The organism is Dactylosporangium sp. CA-233914, from assembly GCF_050942935.1.
Taxonomy (GTDB): Bacteria; Actinomycetota; Actinomycetes; order Mycobacteriales; family Micromonosporaceae; genus Dactylosporangium.
Genome location: NZ_CP192030.1, coordinates 829,923 through 848,349 on the forward strand (window position 1 = coordinate 829,923; position 18,427 = coordinate 848,349).

13 protein-coding genes and 1 pseudogene are annotated in these 18,427 nt (G+C 72.7%); 7 read left to right on the forward strand and 7 right to left on the reverse strand.

The features are described from left to right. Nucleotides 1–81: 81 nt before the first annotated feature. Both ACQPY0_RS03820 and ACQPY0_RS03825 read right to left on the reverse strand, forming a co-directional pair. A complete protein-coding gene (locus tag ACQPY0_RS03820; protein WP_432984680.1) occupies nt 82–1,272 on the reverse strand; it encodes an alpha/beta hydrolase family protein in 1,191 nt (396 codons plus the stop codon). Then, complete coding sequence (locus ACQPY0_RS03825) at nt 1,269–2,162, reverse strand: metallophosphoesterase (protein WP_432984683.1); 894 nt, start codon at nt 2,160–2,162, stop codon at nt 1,269–1,271. Before ACQPY0_RS03825 ends, ACQPY0_RS03820 begins: the two co-directional genes overlap by 4 nt. 87 nt (nt 2,163–2,249) lie before the next feature. Here ACQPY0_RS03825 and ACQPY0_RS03830 point away from each other — a divergent pair, with 87 nt between their 5' ends. Next, nucleotides 2,250–2,702 carry a GatB/YqeY domain-containing protein gene (locus tag ACQPY0_RS03830; RefSeq protein ID WP_432984686.1) on the forward strand — a complete coding sequence of 151 codons (453 nt, stop codon included), beginning with the start codon at nt 2,250–2,252 and terminating at the stop codon, nt 2,700–2,702. A 74-nt stretch (nt 2,703–2,776) separates the two neighbouring features. Here ACQPY0_RS03830 and ACQPY0_RS03835 read toward each other — a convergent pair whose 3' ends face one another. Further along, the gene (locus ACQPY0_RS03835) at nt 2,777–5,254 is read right to left on the reverse strand and encodes a transglycosylase domain-containing protein (protein ID WP_432994961.1); all 2,478 of its coding nucleotides are present in this window, start codon (nt 5,252–5,254) and stop codon (nt 2,777–2,779) included. A gap of 433 nt (nt 5,255–5,687) precedes the next feature. On the opposite strand from ACQPY0_RS03835, the gene ACQPY0_RS03840 reads away from it, so the two are divergent. Next, nucleotides 5,688–5,993, forward strand: a complete 306-nt coding sequence (locus ACQPY0_RS03840; RefSeq protein ID WP_432984689.1) for a WhiB family transcriptional regulator — start codon at nt 5,688–5,690, stop codon at nt 5,991–5,993. Between the two features lie 12 nt (nt 5,994–6,005). Here the strand turns inward: ACQPY0_RS03840 and ACQPY0_RS03845 are convergent, their stop codons facing one another. The 3 genes from ACQPY0_RS03845 to ACQPY0_RS03855 form a co-directional block, all read right to left on the reverse strand. Beyond that, nucleotides 6,006–7,151, reverse strand: a complete 1,146-nt coding sequence (locus ACQPY0_RS03845; protein WP_432984692.1) for an ArsA family ATPase — start codon at nt 7,149–7,151, stop codon at nt 6,006–6,008. A gap of 28 nt (nt 7,152–7,179) precedes the next feature. Next, nucleotides 7,180–8,157 carry an ArsA-related P-loop ATPase gene (locus ACQPY0_RS03850; protein WP_432984695.1) on the reverse strand — a complete coding sequence of 326 codons (978 nt, stop codon included), beginning with the start codon at nt 8,155–8,157 and terminating at the stop codon, nt 7,180–7,182. A 72-nt stretch (nt 8,158–8,229) separates the two neighbouring features. Next, a complete protein-coding gene (locus ACQPY0_RS03855) occupies nt 8,230–9,057 on the reverse strand; it encodes an Rv0361 family membrane protein (RefSeq protein ID WP_432984698.1) in 828 nt (275 codons plus the stop codon). Between the two features lie 125 nt (nt 9,058–9,182). Here ACQPY0_RS03855 and ACQPY0_RS03860 point away from each other — a divergent pair, with 125 nt between their 5' ends. From ACQPY0_RS03860 to ACQPY0_RS03880, 5 genes and pseudogenes are all read left to right on the forward strand, one after another. Next, complete coding sequence (locus tag ACQPY0_RS03860) at nt 9,183–9,341, forward strand: hypothetical protein (RefSeq protein ID WP_190251269.1); 159 nt, start codon at nt 9,183–9,185, stop codon at nt 9,339–9,341. A gap of 2 nt (nt 9,342–9,343) precedes the next feature. Then, the gene (locus ACQPY0_RS03865; RefSeq protein WP_432984701.1) at nt 9,344–9,805 is read left to right on the forward strand and encodes a RidA family protein; all 462 of its coding nucleotides are present in this window, start codon (nt 9,344–9,346) and stop codon (nt 9,803–9,805) included. A 519-nt stretch (nt 9,806–10,324) separates the two neighbouring features. Beyond that, on the forward strand, nt 10,325–11,110 hold the full coding sequence (locus ACQPY0_RS03870) for an MBL fold metallo-hydrolase (protein ID WP_432984704.1): 786 nt from the start codon (nt 10,325–10,327) through the stop codon (nt 11,108–11,110). Continuing rightward, nucleotides 11,107–14,594, forward strand: a pseudogene (locus ACQPY0_RS03875) (adenylate/guanylate cyclase domain-containing protein); the annotation flags it as partial. The gene ACQPY0_RS03870 and the pseudogene ACQPY0_RS03875, both read left to right, overlap by 4 nt. 108 nt (nt 14,595–14,702) lie before the next feature. Beyond that, nucleotides 14,703–16,442: a serine/threonine-protein kinase gene (locus ACQPY0_RS03880; RefSeq protein WP_432984707.1), complete on the forward strand. Its 1,740-nt coding sequence runs from the start codon at nt 14,703–14,705 to the stop codon at nt 16,440–16,442. An 824-nt stretch (nt 16,443–17,266) separates the two neighbouring features. Here the strand turns inward: ACQPY0_RS03880 and ACQPY0_RS03885 are convergent. After that, complete coding sequence (locus tag ACQPY0_RS03885; protein ID WP_432984710.1) at nt 17,267–18,427, reverse strand: acyl-CoA dehydrogenase family protein; 1,161 nt, start codon at nt 18,425–18,427, stop codon at nt 17,267–17,269.

Below are 18,427 nucleotides of genomic sequence, written 5' to 3' on the forward strand. Positions count from 1 at the left end.
GTGCCGAGTAATCGTAGCCCACGCCCGTCACACGTCCAACTCGGTATCCCCCGTGTCGGACGCCACGGTCTTCAGCTGCGGTTATACCGACTTCAGGAACTTCGTGAGGTGCTGCTCGTACGCCTGTGGGTCCAGGTTCCAGCTGCGGCAGTGACCCGCCTCACGGGTCTCCACCAGTGTTACGTGGTCGCCGGCGAGCTGGGCGAGCTCGACGGTGGGGGCGGGCGCCACGGTGCGGTCGTCGTGGTCGACGTACAGCAGGGTGGGCACGTCGAGGCGGGGCGCGAGCGAGCGGTAGTCCAGGTCGGCCGAGGTCACGCCGAGGCGGTGCTGGATCAGCTTCAGGGCCGTCCAGGTCCACACCGGCGGGACGCCCAGCTGGCGCGCGTTCATCCGCAGGGTCTCGTTCCAGTCGACGACCGGGCAGTCCAGGACCACGGCGCGCAGGAAGCCGCCGTGCTCCCAGTCGCGCAGCAGGTTGAGGATCGCGGCGCCGCCCATGGACCAGCCGGCCAGGATGATGTCGCGGGCGCCCGACGAGCGGGCGTGCTCGACCGCGGACAGCACGTCGCGCCACTCGGTGTGGCCCAGGTGGAAGCGGTGGTCGGGGGACGGGGGCGCGTCCACGTCGTTGCGGTAGGACACCACGAGTGTCCGGTGGCCGGACGCGGCGAGCGTGGGCAGGGCGCGGAGGACCTCGCCGCGCGGGGCGCCGCGGCCGTGGACCGCGATGATCCAGGTGTCGTCGGCGGGGCCGTCGGTGGGCGGGACGAGCCACGCCGGGAGCGGGCCGAGCTCCCCGTCGACGACCACCTCGTCGAAGGGGAGGCCGCGCGCGGTCCGCGGGTCCCCCTCGAAAACATAGCTCGACGTGTACCCCCTGACGCCGGCCGTCAGCGACCCGCGCGTGATCTCGGCCACCTCGCGGGTCACCGTCGCCCGGTCGACCGAGATCACCTCGCCGAGGCGGGCGTGGCCGGCGGCCCAGACGAACGACAGCGGGATCGAGCGGGCCGTGTCCGGCGTGCGGGTGAGCGTGATCCGGCGACCGGCGTGGGCGCGGACCCGCACCGGGTACACCCGCGAGCCGTTGACGTTGAGGACCTGGCCGGCGAGGAACCAGCCGGCGCCCGCGGTGCCGGTGGGCAGCAGGACCGCGAGGCCGGCCGCGCCCGCGATGCCCGCGTAGGCGGCGAGCCGGGGCCAGTTGCGCGCCGCGGGGAGGGTGGCGCGGCCCGCCGTCGCCGGCAGCGACTGGGTCTGGGTGGTCATCGCGGGATGAGGGTCAGGATCGACGCCTCCGGCGGGCAGGCGAAGCGGATCGGCGCGGTCGGATGCGTGCCGAGGCCGGCCGAGACGTGCAGATACGACTCCGAGTAGGGCCAGCGGTGCAGGCCCTTGGCCATGCTGCGGTCCAGGCCGCAGTTGGTGATCAGGGCGCCGTAGAACGGCACGGCGACCTGCCCGCCGTGGGTGTGCCCGGCCAGCAGCAGGTCGAAGCCGTCGTCGGCCATGCGGTCGAGGACGCGCGGCTCCGGCGAGTGCGTCAGGCCGATGCGCACGTCGACGTCGGGTGAGGCCGCGCCGGCGACGGCGTCGTAATCGTCGCGGTTGATGTGCGGGTCGTCGACGCCGACGAGCTCGACCGTGCGCCCGCCCGCCTTGAGCGTGGTGCGCGCGTTGTTGAGGTCGGCCCAGCCGGAGCCGGTGAGCAGGTCGCGGAGCTCCTCGGCGGGCAGCACGGCGCCCTGGACATACGGCTTGTTCTTGCCGAAGTACCCCAGCGGGTTCTTGAACACGGGGCCGCGGTAGTCGTTGGAGCCGAAGACGAACGCGCCCGGCCGGTCCAGCAGCGGGGTGAGCGCGCGCACGACAGCGGGGACGGCGTCGACGTGGGCCATGTTGTCGCCGGTGACGATGACCAGGTCCGGGTCGGTGCCGGCCAGCTCGGCGACCCAGCGCTGCTTGCGGTGCTGGCCCGGGGTCATGTGCAGGTCGCTGATGTGCAGCACCCGCAGCGGCTCCGCGTCGGGGTCGAGCACCGGCACGTCGAAGCGGCGCAGGGTGAACATGTTGCGCTCGACGAGCGAGGCGTAGGCAAAGGTGGCGGTGCCGGCGGCGACGGTGCCGGCCGCGAGTCGCAGAACGGTCTTCGAGCGCATTCACTCAGCCTACCGGCGGTTCTACAACACGATATGGGCAGGTTTTACAACGTAATATGAGCAAGATCGGGCGGATAGACTTTTCTCATGTTGAAGGCACGCCTGGAGTCCGACCTGCGCGACGCCATGAAGGCTCGGGACGAGCTGGTGACGTCGACCCTGCGGATGGCGATCGCCGCGGTGCGCAACGCGGAGGTCGCCGGGAAGGCCGCCCGTGAGCTCTCCGACGACGAGGTCCTGTCGGTGCTCACCAAGGAGGCGAAGAAGCGGCGCGAGGCCGCCGAGGCGTTCGCCGGCGCGGGCCGGGAGGCCCAGGCGGCGAAGGAGCGCGCCGAGGAGGAGGTCATCGCGGGATACCTCCCGAAGCAGCTCTCCGACGAGGAGCTGGCCGGCATCGTGCGCGAGGCACTCGCGGCCGGCGGGTTCAGCGGCCCGGGCAGCATGGGCCCGGCGATGAAGGCCGCACAGGTCGCCGTCGCCGGCCGCGCCGAGGGCGGCCGGGTCGCCGCGATCGTCAAGGCGCAGCTCGTGTCCGGCTGACGCATTCCCGGCAACGCGACGGCGGGCGTCCCTTCCGGGTACGCCCGCCGTTTTTCATGCCCTCGGGGGACTACTCAGCACACCCACGGGATGGGGCAGCTGCCCGGATCCACGCCGTTGCCGGTGTTCGGGACGTCGCCGTTGGGGTTGCTGTTGTTCCAGCCGTTGTTGTTGTTGCCGATGTTCGGCGGGGCCTGCGCCCCCGGGCCCTTGCTCACGACGAGCGCGACCGGGCCGCCCTTGACCGTCGCCCCGGCCGGCTCGGTGCGGTCGACGGTGCCGGGCGGGCACTGCGAGGCGACCTGGGCGCCCGCGACCGAGACCGCGAAGCCCGCGTTCTTGACCTTCGCCCGCGCCTGGTCGACCGAGAGGCACTTGACCGACGGGATGTCGACCAGCTTGCCCTGCTGCTTGTCCTTCGTCGGGGCGATGAACTTCACCTCGGGCTGGCCGGCGAGGCCGTCGCGCAGCGTGGCCAGCGCGGCGTAGTTGACCGGCGGGTGCTTCATGTCCTTGTTGGTCTCGGGCCAGTCCGGGTCGGTGAGGAAGCCGGAGACCGCGAGCTGTTTGGTCATGACGGTGAAGGTGGCGCTCTTCTCCGAGTCCGTGGTGCCGGTCTTGCCGGCGATCTGGCGCTTCACGAAGTCCTTCGCGCCGCCGGCGGTGGCGCCGGCGCACTTGCCGTTGGCGGACTGGTCGCCGACCGGGCAGCGGGCCATGTCGACGGCCGCGCGGGCGACCTCGACGTCGACGGCCTGCTTGCACTTCGGGTCGAGCCCCTCGACCTTCTTGCCGCTGTTGTCGTGGACCTCGAGGATCGGGGTCGGCTCGCAGTAGACGCCGTCGGCGGCCAGGGTGCCGTAGGCGTTGGCCAGCTGCAGCGGGGTCGTCGCCGAGACGCCCAGGGTGAAGGCGCCCCACTGCTTTGGGCTGGCCGCGTACTGCGCGTCCTGGGGCGCGTTGAACTGGATGCCGAGCCGCTTGGCCACGTCGACGACGTGGTCGACGCCGACCATCTGCTCCAGCGGCACGAAGTACGTGTTGATGGAGCTGCCGAAGCCGGTCCACATGTTGTACGGGCCGGACTGGCCGCCGGAGTTCTTCGGGCAGTAGTGCGGGCCGTTGCAGGCCGCCGGGCTCTTCGGGTCGATCACGAAGTTCGACACGAACTGCTTCTCGGTCTGGATCGTCGTCGCGAGCGGGTAACCGGACTCCAGGGCCGCGACCGCGGTGAACATCTTGAACGCCGAGCCGGCCTGGTAGCCGGGGATGTCCGTGTCGCCGGTGATGACCGGCACCGTCGTGTTGGGCCAGTTGCCCTTCTGACTCTTCTTGTCCGGGTTGGTGTTCTGCCCGTTGTGGCTCTGGTCGTTGCTGAAGTTGCGGTTGGTGGCCAGGGCCATCACGCGCCCGGTGCCGGGCTGGACCGCCGCGAGCATCAACGCGTTGGACTGGCCCATCTTGACCTGCTGGTCCTTGGAGACGTACGGCTGTTCCTGGGCGTACTTGAACGCCGCCGCCTGGGTCTGCAGGTCCAGCGAGGAGATGACGCTGTAGCCGCCCGCCCGCAGCCGGTTGGCGCGCTGGTACTGGTCCTCGCCGAAGACCTTCTGGTCCAGCCACCAGCGGCGCAGGTAGTCACAGTAGAAGCCGGCGCCCAGCTCCGGGCGCTGCACCGACTCGCAGCCCTCGGGGGTGCGCTTGCCGACGACGGTGAGCTTCTCCTTGCCGGCGGCGTCGGCCGTGGCCTTGTCGATGTAGCCCATCGAGACCATCTGGTTGAGCACGTACTTCTGCCGGTCCAGCGCCCGCGGCAGGCCTTCGGCCGTCGCCGGGTCGTTGGTGCCGGGCGCCTTCACCAGGCCGGCGATGAGCGCGGCCTCGGGCAGCGTCAGGTCCTTGGGGTCCTTCTCGAAGTACACGTGCGCGGCCGCGAAGACGCCGTAGGCGCCGTGGCCGAAGGGCGCGATGTTGAGATACCGCTCGAGGATCTCCTTCTTGGAGAGCTTCTTCTCGAGGTCGATCGCGTATTTCATCTCGCGCAGCTTGCGCGTGGGCGTCTTGTCGGTGGCGTCCACGACCTCCTGCGGCGTCCTCGCCGAGTAGGCGATCGCCTGGCGCACGTATTGCATCGTCAGCGTCGAGGCGCCCTGCTCGGTCGTGCCGCCGGCGTTCTGGTTGGCCACGAACGCGCGGGCCACGCCCTTCACGTCGACGCCGCGGTGCTCGTAGAACCGGTTGTCCTCGGCCGCGACCATCGCCTGCTGCATGACCTGGGACACGTCGTCGATGTGGACGTCACGGCGATTCTCGTCGTACATCATCGCCAGCACCGTCTTGCGGTCCGAGGCGAAGACGTAGGAGATCTGCGGCGACGGGAGCACGTCGATGTCGGTCGGCAGATTTTCGAACGTGTCGGATCCGGCCTTGGCGGCCAGTCCCGACATCGCGACCGCAGGGAACGCGGCCGCAGCGACCACCAGCCCTGCCAAGAGCCCGCACAGCAGCAATGAAGCCGCGTTGGGCAGCAGGCCGTGCTCGCGTTTGCGCATCCAGGTCACCGCCTCAGACTACGTGACGACGTCATATGGCCGCGTCCAGATGGACGCGTCCTCGTTGTCCTAGACGCGTGACACCGAGCGTGAGGTTGACCCAATTCCGATTCTGCGGCACGCAGCACGGGGGGCGTCGGCATTTTGGGCAAATCGCACCCGGGAGTGACGCATCGGTAGCCCGGATCGCCCCTTTGGTGGATCCCAAAAGGGCGGTTAACCTGGTGCAACGACGTTGCGTAACTGGACGACTACAGAGCATGATGTTCCGGAAAGCTCCTCTCGGGGTTCCCGTGGCCGGGGACCCTGCCGTCGTGCCGGAAAAACTGGCGAACTGCACCCGAATGCCATGGGGGGACGTGGTTTGGGCGCTTTTCACCGGGGCAAGACCGGCGGATGGACCCGGGGGGAGTCCAAGGGGGGAAGAGGAAATATGAGCATGGTCGTCGACTGGCCCAGCATCGCCGCGTGTCGCAATGGCGACCCGGACGCTTTGTTCGTCCAGGGTGCCGAGCAGAACGTGGCGAAGCGGATCTGCCGCAGCTGCCCTGTGCGGTACGAGTGCCTGGCGGACGCCCTCGACAACCGGATCGAGTTCGGTGTGTGGGGCGGCATGACCGAGCGCGAGCGCCGTGCGTTGCTGCGCCGTCACCCGCAGGTGCCCAGCTGGCGCAGGATGTTCGAAGCGGCCATGGACCGCAACGATAAGGACACCAAGGAGCTGGTTCCGACCGGCTGAGCCGATATCGCGCTACGCGAAGGTCGCACCGATCGCGCGCAGCCCGTCGAGGTCATGGACATCGGCGGGCTGCGCCGGGATGCGTACGACCGGCACGCCCGGATAGGCGCGCAGGAACCGGCCGGACACCGCTGCCTGCCGCTCGTGCTGGTCCGCCAGTTCGGCGTGCACCCGCAGGACGTCCGCCGTGGCCGGGTGACCGCCGACCTCGTCCAGGCGGGCTGCAGCCGCGCGGGCGTCGTCCGCCGACAGCTGCGGGGCCGCGACCGGCACCACCCGGTTGAGCACCAGGCCGGCCAGGGGCATCCGGTCCGCCGCGAGCCGCCCGGCGAAGTAGACCGCCTCGCGCACCGCGTCCGGCTCGGGCGCCGCCACGACCAGGAACGCCGTCTCGGGGGCCTGCAGCACGCGATACGTCTGCTCGGCCCGCTCGCGGAAACCGCCGAACATCGAGTCCAGCGCGCCCACGAAGCCCGACAGGTCGGTGAGCAGCTGCGCGCCCAAAATCTTCGTCACGGTCCGGCTGAACAGCCCGAACGAGGCCGAGACCAGGTTGAACACGCTGCGGCCGCCGGCCCGGGCGGGCGCGAGCAGCAGGCGCAGCATGCGCCCGTCGAGGAACCGCGACAGCCGGGCCGGTGCGTCGAGGAAGTCCAGCGCCGAGCGCGACGGCGGGGTGTCGACGATGATCAGGTCCCACTCGTCGCGGGCGCGCAGCTGGCCCAGCTTCTCCATCGCCATGTACTCCTGCGTGCCCGAGAACGTCGAGCTCATGGCCTGGTAGAAGGGGTTGGCGAAGATCTCCTCGGCCTTCTTCGGGTCGGTGTGGGCGAGCACGACCTCGTCGAAGGTCCGCTTCATGTCCAGCATCATCGCCTGCAGCTCGGCCGCGTCCGGCTGCAGGCCCTTGACCTGCCGGGGCGTGTTGTCCAGCTCGGTCAGGCCGAGTGCCTGGGCCAGCCGCCGCGCGGGGTCGATGGTCAGCACGACCGTGCGCCGGCCGTGCTCCTCCGCGGCCCGCAGCGCCAGCGCCGCGGCCGTTGTCGTCTTCCCGACTCCGCCGGAGCCGCAGCACACCACGATCCGGATCGCGCCGTCGGCGAGGATCGCATCGAGCTCCAGATCGGGCGACCGGGGCGTCTCGGCATTGGGAGGCACTCTGCGAGCGTATCCGCTGCGAGCACCGCTAAGCAGACGTGAGGAGCAGATCGCCGAGGGAGTCGAGTGAGGCCGCGGTCACGCCGTCGGGCACTACGGGCAGCTCGACCACCGGCCGGCCGAGGCCGAGCAGCTCGGCCCGCAGGGAGGCCTCCGCGGCGACCTTGGTCTGGTAGGCCCGGCCCTCGCCGACGAGCCCGCCGAGCAGCTCCTTGTCGGCGCCCAGCCCGGCCGCGGCCAGCCCCCGGCGCAGGTCGGCCCGGGTGAGCTTGGCGTCGGCCAGCACCGGCGGGCGGGTGGCGTTGACGATCACGGTCCCGATCGGGATGCCCAGCCGGGTCAGCTCCTCGATCGCGTCCGCCGTCTCCTGGACCGGCATCTCCTCCAGGAGGGTGACGACGTGCACAGCGGTCATCGGCGAGCGCAGGATCGCCGCGACGCCCTCGCTCTGGGTCTTGATCGGCCCGACCTTCGCCAGCCGCGCCGTCTCGGCCGTCACGTTGAGGAACCGGCCGATCCGCCCGGTCGGCGGCGCGTCCAGCACGACGGCGTCGTAGACCCGCCGCCCGTCGGCCGTGCGGGTGACCGCTTCCTTGATCTTGCCGGTGAGCAGCACGTCGCGCAGGCCCGGGGCGATCGTGGTGGCGAAGTCGACCGCGCCGACCTTGCGCAGCGCCCGACCGGCCACACCCAGGCGGTAGAACATCTCGAGGTACTCCAGCAGCGCCTCTTCCACGTCGACCGCCAGCGCCCGCATCTCGCCGCCGCCCCTGGCCGTGGCGATGCGCAGCTCCTGGTAGGGCAGCGGGTCGCGGTCGAACAGCTGGGCGATGCCCTGCCGGGCCTCGACCTCGATCAGCAGCGTCCGCTTGCCGTCGCGGGCCAGGGCGAGCGCCAGCGCCGCGGCCACGGTGGTCTTGCCCGTGCCGCCCTTGCCGGTGACCACATGCAGACGGGCGGGCCAGCCGTAGCCGCCCCGCCCGTCCGAAGAATCGCGTGCCGTCACGCCTTCGACGCTACATGGTCGAGCGCCGGCAGTGCTTCTGGTGAACGGCCCCTCCGCATCGCTGCGGACCGTTCACGCGGCAGTGACCTCGCACACCCACCAGCCCTTGGAGTGCGTGGCGATGTACTTGTACTTCGACTCGGCGACCTTCTCGTCACTCGTGATCACCTTCACCGACACCGCGAGCGTCGCCTCGTCCTTGCTCTGCTTCTCCACCGCCGGGGTCGGCCACGTGTACGTGGGGCTGCTGAGCCCCGAGTCGTACTTGCGGATCTCGTCCACCCGCGCGGCCAGCTTGTCCTTGTTACGAGACGAGGAGCACACGTACTTGAGCGCGTCGTCGGCGCTCTTGTTCTTGTACACCGCGGTCAGGAAGCTGTTGACCGCCTCGACCGCCGTCGGCGCGCCGGTGCCCTGGTTGTTCTGCACGACGAAATATGCTGCCGCGCCGCCACCGCCGCACAGCACGACGACAACGGCCAGCACGATCAGGGTGATCGTCAGGCCGCGCTTCTTCTTCTCCGGGCCCTGCGGCGGATAGACCGGGTAGCCCTGCGCCGGCGGCCCGGAGAACGGTGGCGCCATGCCCGGCTGCGGGATCGGCCCGGTGGGCGGCATCGGCCCCGTCGGGAACTGCCCGGTGGGCGGCGGGAACTGCCCCGTGGGCTGCCCGAACGCGCCTGTCGGGGGGATCTGCCCGGTCGGCGGCGCATACGGCTGGGCGTAGGGCTGGCCGGAGGTCGGCGGGGCCGAGGTCGGCAGGGGCGCATACGGGTCCGGCTGCACCGCGAACGGGTCGTGCACCGCCGGTGGGGGCGGCGGCCAGCCCGGCTGACCCGGCTGACCCGCAGGCTGGCCCGGATACTCCGGCTGGCCCGGGTATTGGGGCGGTTGCGTCATTTTTCCCACCTTTGTGCGACACACGCGACGGCGGCCCTCACAGTAGCGGCCCGAGGCCAGCCGTGGGGGGCTCGATATCAGGCTGTGCCCGACGGAGCCGGATCGCGCGGCGTTACTGTCCCCACATGCAGAAATGGGAGTACCTGACCGCGCCGCTGCTGGTCCACAACACCAAGATGATCCTCGACAACTTCGGCGAGGAGGGCTGGGAGCTGGTGGCCATCGTGCCCGGCCCCAACCCGGAGAACCTCGTCGCCTACTTCAAGCGTCCGAAGGCCGGGTGAACATGGACGGCGACGTCTACGCCCGGCTCGCGCAGCTGGGGATATCCGTTCCGCCAGTCGTACCCCCTGTCGCCGCCTACGTCCCCGCGGTGCAGACCGGCGGCCATGTGTACGTCTCGGGGCAGCTGCCGATGGTCGAGGGCTCCCTGGCGGCCACCGGGCTCGTGGGCGCGGAGGTCTCGCCCGAGCAGGCCAAGGACCTGGCCCGGATCTGCGGGATCAACGTGCTCGCGGCCGTGGAGAACCTGGTCGGGCTGGGCCGGGTGGTCAAGGTCGTGAAGATCGTCGGGTTCGTGGCCTCGGCGGCCGGGTTCACCGGGCAGCCCGGCGTCGTCAACGGGGCCTCCGAGCTGTTGGGCGAGGTGTTCGGGGAGGCCGGGAAGCACGCGCGCAGCGCGGTGGGCGTCTCGGCGCTGCCGCTGAACGCGCCGGTCGAGGTCGAGGCGATCCTCGAGGTCGCCTGATCCGGCGGCGCGCTCTCGCGGCTGCACCCGGATGGTCACCGAAATGTCCGGCGACTCCGTCGCCGGACATTTCGCCTTTATCATCATTTTTCGCGCCCACCCTGGGTCGCCGGCTGACAATCCGCAGGTCGGAAGCCTGCACAGCGCGAAAGCGACACGTCGCCCAACCGCACCTTCCTCGGCGAACGCTGCCGGCGCATCGTCTGGCAAGCCCCGACTACCACACCACCCAGGTCGGCACCGGCCGCAAGATCCGCAACCTGGGTACGCCAACCCTGAAGCCCTCGGCCGCACCGTCACCCTGCAACCCGCCGCGGGCGCTCACGCGCCGCGACTGATCGGCACGCGGACCGTAAGGCCGGGTGGGCTCGCTGTGATCATTTGGCAACGCGGGCCGTGCAAGGGCCGTGGCGGGGCGTGACAAGGGGGCTGATCAGGGCCGGAAACCGACCATACCGGGCGTCCCACTGGCCGGTCGGGTGACGTGTCGGGCGAAGCGGCCCGCCGTACGATTCGTTCGTGGTAAGCCACGTCACCACCCCTGCCGCCGAGGTGCTCGCCGCGTTGCCCGCCTGGGTGACGCTCGTCCGCGCGCCCAATCCGGGGCCGATGACGCTGGAGGGCACCAACACCTGGCTGCTGCGCGCGCCGGGTGGCGGCAGCATCGTCGTCGACCCGGGGCCGCTCGACGAGGGGCACCTGCGCGCGGTCGCCGCCCACGCGCCCGTCGCCGCGATCGTGCTCACCCACGGCCACATCGACCACACGGAGGGCGTGCGGCGCCTGGCCGAGCTGACCGGCGCCCCGGTGCACAACCCGCCCGTGCTCGACGGGCTCGAGGCCGGCGGGGTCACGGTCGAGCCGCTGCCCACGCCCGGGCACACCAAGGACTCCGTGTGCTTCCTCGTGCGGCACCGCGGCGAGGAGATCGTGCTGACGGGCGACACGATCCTCGGGCGCGGGACCACCATCGTGGCCTGGCCCGACGGCGACCTCGGCGACTACCTGGACAGCCTCGGGCGCCTCGCCGCGCTCGACGGGCGCCCGGCGCTGCCCGGTCACGGGCCGGCGTTGACCGACACCAGCGTCGCCGCGCGCTTCTACCGGCAGCACCGCGAGGCGCGGCTGGAGCAGGTGCGGGCGGCGGTCGCGGCGGGGGCGGGCGACGCGCCCGAGGTCGTGGCGCGGGTCTACGCCGACGTCGATCGCGCGCTGTGGCCGGCGGCCGAGCTCAGCGTGCGCGCGCAGCTAGATTTTCTGCGACGGGAATCACACCCACCCGTTGATGGGTTGAGTGCAACGTGACGTGTTCGGTGTGCGGGACTGTGGCCGTTCCCGGTGCGCGGTTCTGCCACCACTGCGGTTCCGCGCTGCCGGCCGCGGCCACCTTGCCGGCAGCCGAGCGGCGCATCGTCACCGTGCTCTTCGGTGACCTCTCGGACTTCACCGCCTGGTCGGAGGATCTCGACCCGGAGCGGGTCGGAGCCGTCACCGACCGGGTTCTCGCCGCGCTGGCCGGTGCCGTCAAGACGTTCGGCGGGCACGTCGACAAGCTCACCGGCGACGGGATCATGGCCGTGTTCGGCGCGCCGGTCGCGCACGAGGACGACGCCGAGCGGGCCGTGCGCGCCGCGCTGTCGATGCAGCGGGCGGTGCGGCGCGTGCTGGACGACGAGCGCGGCGGCGGCGCCCCGCTGGGCCTGCGCATCGGCCTCAACACCGGGCCGGTGGTCGCGGGTGTGCAGGCCGGCATCGAATACACGGTCATCGGCGACACCGTCAACACCGCCGCCCGGCTCGCCGACGCGGCCGCGATCGGCGCGGTGTACGCGGGAGATCGCACCTCCTCGTCCACCCGCCGCCTCGCCTCCTGGCGCGCGCTGCGCCCGCTGCGGCTGAAGGGCAAGCGGGAGCCGGTCGACGCGTTCGAGCTGCTCGGCCTGCTCGACGCCCCGGGCACCCGCTCCGGCCTCGGCGACGAGGCACCGTTCGTGGGGCGGGAGCCGGAGCTGGGCCGGGTCTCCGGGCGCCTCGCGGAGATCGCCGACCGCCAGGAGTCGCGGGTCCTGGTGCTCACCGGCGAGGCGGGCCTGGGCAAGACGCGGCTCGCCGGCGAGATCGAGCGCTTCGCCGCGGGTTACCTGGGCGGCGCGGGATACACCCCCTCGGTGGGCTTCGCCCCCGGCGGCGGCGCCCGCGTGCTGTCGGTGCACTGCGCAGCGTTCGGCGAGCGGCGGCGCCTGGCCCCGCTGGCCGACCTGGTGCGGGTCGCGATCGGCCTGCCGCCCGACGCCGTGCTGACCCGCGAGGCGGTCGAGGAGCGACTGCGCCGTCTCGCGCAGCGCCTGGCCCGAGCCGCGCGCGGGCGCCCGGAGCCGCCGCGGTTCGCCAGCGACCTGCTGCTGAGCCTGATCGGCTACACCGAGGCGGTCGGCGACACCGCCTGGGTCGCGCCCGGGGCCAAGGCCGACGAGCTGGACCTGGACGCCGTGCCGAACGCGGTCGCGGAGCTGCTGTCGGGCCTGGCCGCCGAGACGCCGCTGGTGGTGATCGTCGACGACCTGCACGACGCGACGCCGGAGACGCTGGACGCGCTCGGGGCCACCATCGAGCGGCTCGCCGGCCCGGTGCTCATCGTGCTGCTGGGCCGCCCAGAGCTGGTGCGCTCCGCCGGCGTGCTGACGCGGATCGCGGACGCGGAGGTCGTACCAATTCCGCCGCTGCGGGGTGCGGACGCGGCACGGCTGCTCTCGGCGTATCTCGGCGGCGGGCGCCTCGCCCCGCCCGACGAGGACCGGCTGCTGGCGACCGCCCAGGGCAACCCGTTCTACCTCGCCGAGCTCGTCACGCTGCTGCAGGAGCGGGGCGCGCTGACCACCGTCGCCGGCACCGACCCACCCGGCTGGCGGCTCGCGCCCGGCTCCCTTGGCGGCCGGTTGCTCTCCCGCGACCTCGCCGCCGTGCTCGCCGCGCGCATCGACGCGCTGCCCGTCGACACCCGGGCCGTGCTACGCGACGCGGCGGTCATCGGCGACACGGTGCCGGCCCGCGCGCTCGAGGCCCTGCGCTTCAACCCGCCCGGCCAGCCGCCCCGGCCCGCGGTCGTCGCCGCGGTCGAGCTCGAGCGCGCCGTCGAGGAGCTGCTGCAGCGCCGCATGCTGCGCCGCGGCCGGGGCGGGTTCGCCTTCGCCACGCCGCTGCTGCGCGAGGCGGCGTACGCCGGCATCGGCAAGGCCGACCTCGCCGAGCGGCACGCGGCCCTGTCGCGCTGGGCCGCGGCGGCGGTCGCCGCGTTCCTGACCGGGGGCGGCACCGGCAACGTCGCCGGCCTCAACATGTCGCTCGGCGCCGCCGACGCGTTCATCGCCGAGCACGCCGAGCGGGCCAGCCGGCTCGCCGACGTCGTCGGCCTGCGGCCGGACTCGCTCGCGCGCTCCGCCGCGCCGCTGGGCGTGCAGGCGCTCGGCCGCGCCGCCGGACCGCGCTGTCCGGCGGGGAGCCGGCCCAGGCCGCCCAGGCCGCCGATCGCGCGGCGGCGCTCGGGGGCGGCACGCTGCCCGCGGCCGACCGGCTGGTGCACGCGCGGGCGCTGCTGCAGCTGGGGCGGGCGTCGGAGGCGCTGGGATACGCCGAAAAGGTCACGGCCAACGCCGGCGACGAGGCGTCGGTGCGGGTCGGCGCGCTGCTCGTGGCCGGGCGCGCCTATCGGGCGATGGGCGACCACCGCCGCAGCTACGCCACGCTGACCGAGGCTCTGGAGGCGGCGACCGCGGCCCACCTGACGTATGAGCGCGGCGACGCCATGCGCCGCCTCGGTATGGCCGACTTCCTGGAGGGGCGCCTGGCCGAGGCCGGCGGCCGCTTCGCCGAGTCGTTCCAGATCGCCGTCACCGCCGGTGACCGGCGCGCCCAGGCATGGTCGCTGCAGCACCTGGCCTGGGTCACGACCACCCGGGGCGACTTCGCCGGCGCCGACGCGGCGCTCGGGCGGGCCGCCCGCCGCTTCGCCGAGCTCGGCGACCCGGTCGGGCGGGCCTGGCTGCGCGGCACCACGGCGTTCGTGCGGCTGCTCGCCGGGCGGCTCGGTGAGGCCCGGCGACTGGCCAAGGCGTTCCTGCCCTTCGGCGAGCGGGTCGGCGACGCGTGGGCTGTGGGCACCCTGCGCGCGGTCGAGGCGTTCGCGGCGGCCGAGAGCGGCGACCTGGCCGAGGCCGACCGGGAGGCCCGCCGCGCCTACCGCGAGTTCGCCGCGGCCGGCGACGACTGGGGCCGCGGCCTGGCGCTGGTCGTGCGTGGCGTGGTCGCGCGCGAGCTTTCGGAGCCGGCGCACGCGTACGATCTGCTCTCCGACGCCACCGAGTGGGGCGAGAAGACCGGGCACCCGCTGCTGCTGGGCATGTCGCGCACGATGCGCGGGTTCGTGAGCCTCGACCGGGGCGACCCCGTCGCCGCCGAGGCCGACGCCCGCGCGGTGCTGCAGGTTGTCGAGACCCACGACGTGCTCGAGCCCGCAACGGTGGGCCCGCGCGTGCTGTTCGGCCTGGCCCGCCTCGCGCAGGGCGACCTGCCGGCGGCGCTTTCGACGCTGAGCTGCGTCGCCGCCGAACGCCCCGGCCCGTCCGTGATCTTCTCCCGCCGGCAGGCGGTGGCCGCCTACGCCGCGGCACTGCTGGTCGCCGGGCGCAACGCCGAGGCGCTGGACTGGGCCAGGCAGGCGCAGGGCGCTCCGGGCGAGGACGTTCGCGGTCGCGATTATGCCGCAGCAGTACTGCGTGAGGCCCTCGAAGCCAACCGAGAGTGCGCGAGCGACTCCGTTGCGGTGGTCGCCGAGTCCTGAAGTTCGGCTGTGGCCGATGCGTGACGGAGAACTGTCGTACCCCTGTCGTACGGTCTTACCGTGACTGAATCGGCTCCTCTCCCTACGGTTCCCGGCCTGACTGGGTTCTCGGTGCTGGCTCGCGGCGGTTACGCCACCGTCTACCGGGCCGAGCAGGAGTCGGTCGGCCGCGACGTCGCCGTCAAGGTCGAGAACCGCACCCTGGAGACCGAGCGCGACCGCCGCCGCTTCCTGCGCGAGGCTCGCGCCGCCGGCCGCATGTCCAGCCACCCGCACGTCGTCGACCTCTTCGACGCCGGCGTCACCGGCGACGGCCACCCCTATCTGGTCATGGAGCTCTGCGACGGGTCCTATGCGGAGCGCATGCGCACCGCACCGCTGACCGCCGCCGAGGTCCGCGAGGTCGGCTTCAAGATCGCCGATGCGCTCGCGGACGCCCACTCCCTGGGCGTCCTGCACCGCGACGTCAAGCCCGCCAACATCCTCTACTCCCGCTTCGGCGAGCCCGCCCTGGCCGACTTCGGCCTGGCCATCCTCGCCGAGTGGCGCGACGTGTCCATCACCCTCGACGTGCTCACGCCGGCCTACGCCCCGCCCGAGACCTTCCGCCACGCCCCGCCGGGCCCGGCCGCGGATGTCTACGCCCTCTGCGCGACGCTCTATGCCCTGATGCGGGGCCGCCCGCCCCGCTGGCAGGAGGGCCAGATGCCCAGCCTGCTGTCCCTGGTCGACATGTTCAACGAGCACATCCCCGACCTGCCCGGCTGCCCCGGCGAGCTGATGGCGGTCCTCCGCGCGGGCATGTCCAACGACGACTCGGCCCGCCCGACCGCCCTGCAGCTGCGCGACGCGCTGATCGCCCTGCAGCTCTCGCCCGCCCCGCCGGTGATCGTGCCGCCACTCGGCTCCCCGCCGGTCGAGCCGGTCTACCCGTCGCCGCCGCTCCCGCCTCCGCCGCCGGCCGACCGGCTGCTGGACTCCCCGTTCCTGGGCGGCGTCCCGCGCGACCCGGAGCAGACGGTGCCGCACCAGGCCGGCGCCGAAGAGCCCCCGACCAACCGCCTGTCCTCCACCGGCGCGTCCGCCCGCTCGTCCGGCGGCGGCCCATCCGGCGGCGGATCGTCCGGCGGTAGCTTGTCCGGCGGCGGCTGGGACGTCCCGTCCGGTGGCGGCCCGAGCGGTGGTCTGCCCGGTCTGGGCGGTTCGCCCGCTCCGGTCGCGCCGCCCGTGGACCCGTTCGTGCCTTCCTCCGGCCCCTCCGGCCCCGGCGCCGGTGACTTCGGGGACAGATCGGACAAGCCGTCGCTCGTGAGCCGCCGGGGTTTGTGGATCGGCGTGCTCGGCGGCCTGCTCGCGGTGGCCGCCCTGGCGAGCCTCGCCGTGGCGTACGGGTTCGGCGACGGCACCCCCGGCCCGAGCGCGTCGAAGTCCGCGATCGCCGCCCCGCCGACATCGACCTGCGGCCCGGTCGCCAGCGCCGACGCCCACTGCTCCGACACCCCGGAGTGCTTCGACGCCGACTTCGCCCCGATCGACTGTTCGGGCAAGCACTCGTGGGAGGTCTTCGCCTACGGTGACCTCCCGACCGGCAGCGACGTCACCAGCAAGAAGGACCCGGCGGTCGCCACGGTCTGCGGCCGCACCACGCTGGTCTCGGTCAACATCGCCGCCGCCAACTGGGAAATCGACGTCCTCCTGCCGACCGAGGCGGCCCAGAAGGCGGGCCCGACAACGTATCGCTGCCTGGCCGGCCGCGGCACCGACGCCATGACCGGCGACCAGCTCCACAAGGCAAGGTGACGCCCCTGGCCGGCACCGAGCGAGATCGCTTGCGGGCACCACGGCGTAACCACGGCCCCCGCGAGCCGGGGTGACCGGCACCGAGGGCGAGGGCGCCCGGTCAGCGGGGCCGGCCCGCAAGGCTGGGCGGCGGCGAGGCTGGGTGGCGAGGGCCGGGCGGCGGCGAGGCTGGGCGGCGAGGCTGGGTGGCGAGGGCCGGGTGGCGAGGGCCGGGCGGCGAGGGCCGGGCGGCAAGCTGCTGGGGCGGGCAGGGGCGTTGGTTGGGACGCCACCTCGGTGTGCCGCAGCCGCCGGGGCGGGCGGGGCACTGGAGCAGGCCACCTGGCCATGGCAAGCCGCCCGGCGCGGGTAGAGGCGCTGGTTGGCAGCCTGGCCGTGCCAGCGTTGGGCGCCACCAGATCGCCGTGATCGCACCATCCGTGGACGGTGAGCGCGGGCGCAAACCGCTCGGGCGTGGCCGGCACGGGCGGGGCGAGTAGAGCCGCTCGGGCAGGCCGGCACAGGCGGGGTTGGGCTGGTCGGCATGGGGCGGGGGCTGGGCTGGTCGGCATTGGCGGAGGTTGGCTGGTCGGCATGGGTGGGGTTGGGCTGGTCGGCACGGGGCGGGGGCTGGGCTGGCCGGCATGGGTGGCGTAGCGTGCGCTTCGGCGTGGGCGGCGCAGCGTGCGCTCCTTGATGCGGCCGGCCTCGGCGGGCCGGCGCGACGCGGGCCGGGCGTGGTGCGTCGATCCGGGTTGCTTCGCAGTGTCCGGGCAGGTGGCGATGTGTAGACCCGGGGGGAGTGACGGGCCTCGGGTTGAGGTGTCACTCCCCGGAGGGCGTTGTCAGTACGACTTTTCCTGGCCCATCAGGTGCTGGGAGACGAAGTTCAGGATCATCTCGCGGGAGACCGGCGCTATTCGGCCGGCCCTGACCGCGCCCAGTAGGGTGGCTACGCCGAACTCCGTGGTCATGCCGTTGCCGCCCAGCGACTGGATCGCCGTGTCCACCGCCAGGGCCGCGGCCTCGGCCGATGCGTACTTTGCCATGTTCGCCGCGACGCCCGCCTCCAGGTCGCGGCCCGCGTCGTACAGGGTCGCCGCCTTCGCGACCATCAGCCGCGCCAACTCTACCTGGATATGGGCGTGTGCGAGGGGGTGGGCCACGCCCTGGTGGGCGCCGATCGGGCGGCCCCACACCGCGCGGGTGGCAGTGTAGGCGGAGGCGCGCTCCAGGGCGTATCGCGCGGTGCCGCACGCCATCGCGGCGACGGTGATCCGCTCGGGGTTGAGGCCTGAGAACAATGCTGGCAGGCCCGCCTCGGGGTCCTCGCCGACGAGGGACTCGGCGGGGACGCGGACGTCGTCGAGGTACAGCATGAACTGGTTCTCGGGGCTGACGATCTGCATGTCCAGCTTTGTCGCCGTCAGGCCGGGAGCGTTGGTGGGGACCAGGAACAGGGCCGGCTTGAGCTTGCCGGTGCGCTCGTCCGAAAGGCGTGCGACCACCATGACCTTCTCGGCCTCGTCGACGCCCGAAATGTACACCTTGCGGCCGGTCAGCGAGTAGCCGCCGTCGAACGGACGGGCGACGGTGGTCAGCTTGTGGAAGTTCGAGCCGGCGTCGGGCTCGGTGATGGCGAAGCAGACCTTCAGCGTGCCGGCCGCGAAGCCGGGCAGCAGGGCCTGCCGCTGGGCGTCGGTGCCGTGCTTGGCGACGATCGTCGCGGCGATCGCGGGGGAGACGACGAGCAGCAGCAGCGGGCAGCCGGCCGCGGCCAGCTCCTCGCAGACGATCGCCAGCTCCGTGATGCCGCCGCCCCCGCCATCATAGCGCTCGGGCACGCTGACGCCGAGGTAGCCGAGCCGGGCCGCCTCCTGCCACAGCTCGTCGGAGTGCTCGCCGGCCTTGGCCTTGCGCACGAAGTACTCGTGGCCGTAGCGCCGGCCGAGCTTGGCGACCGCCTCGCGGAGGTCCTGTTGTTGAGGGGTGTAGTCGAAGTCCAC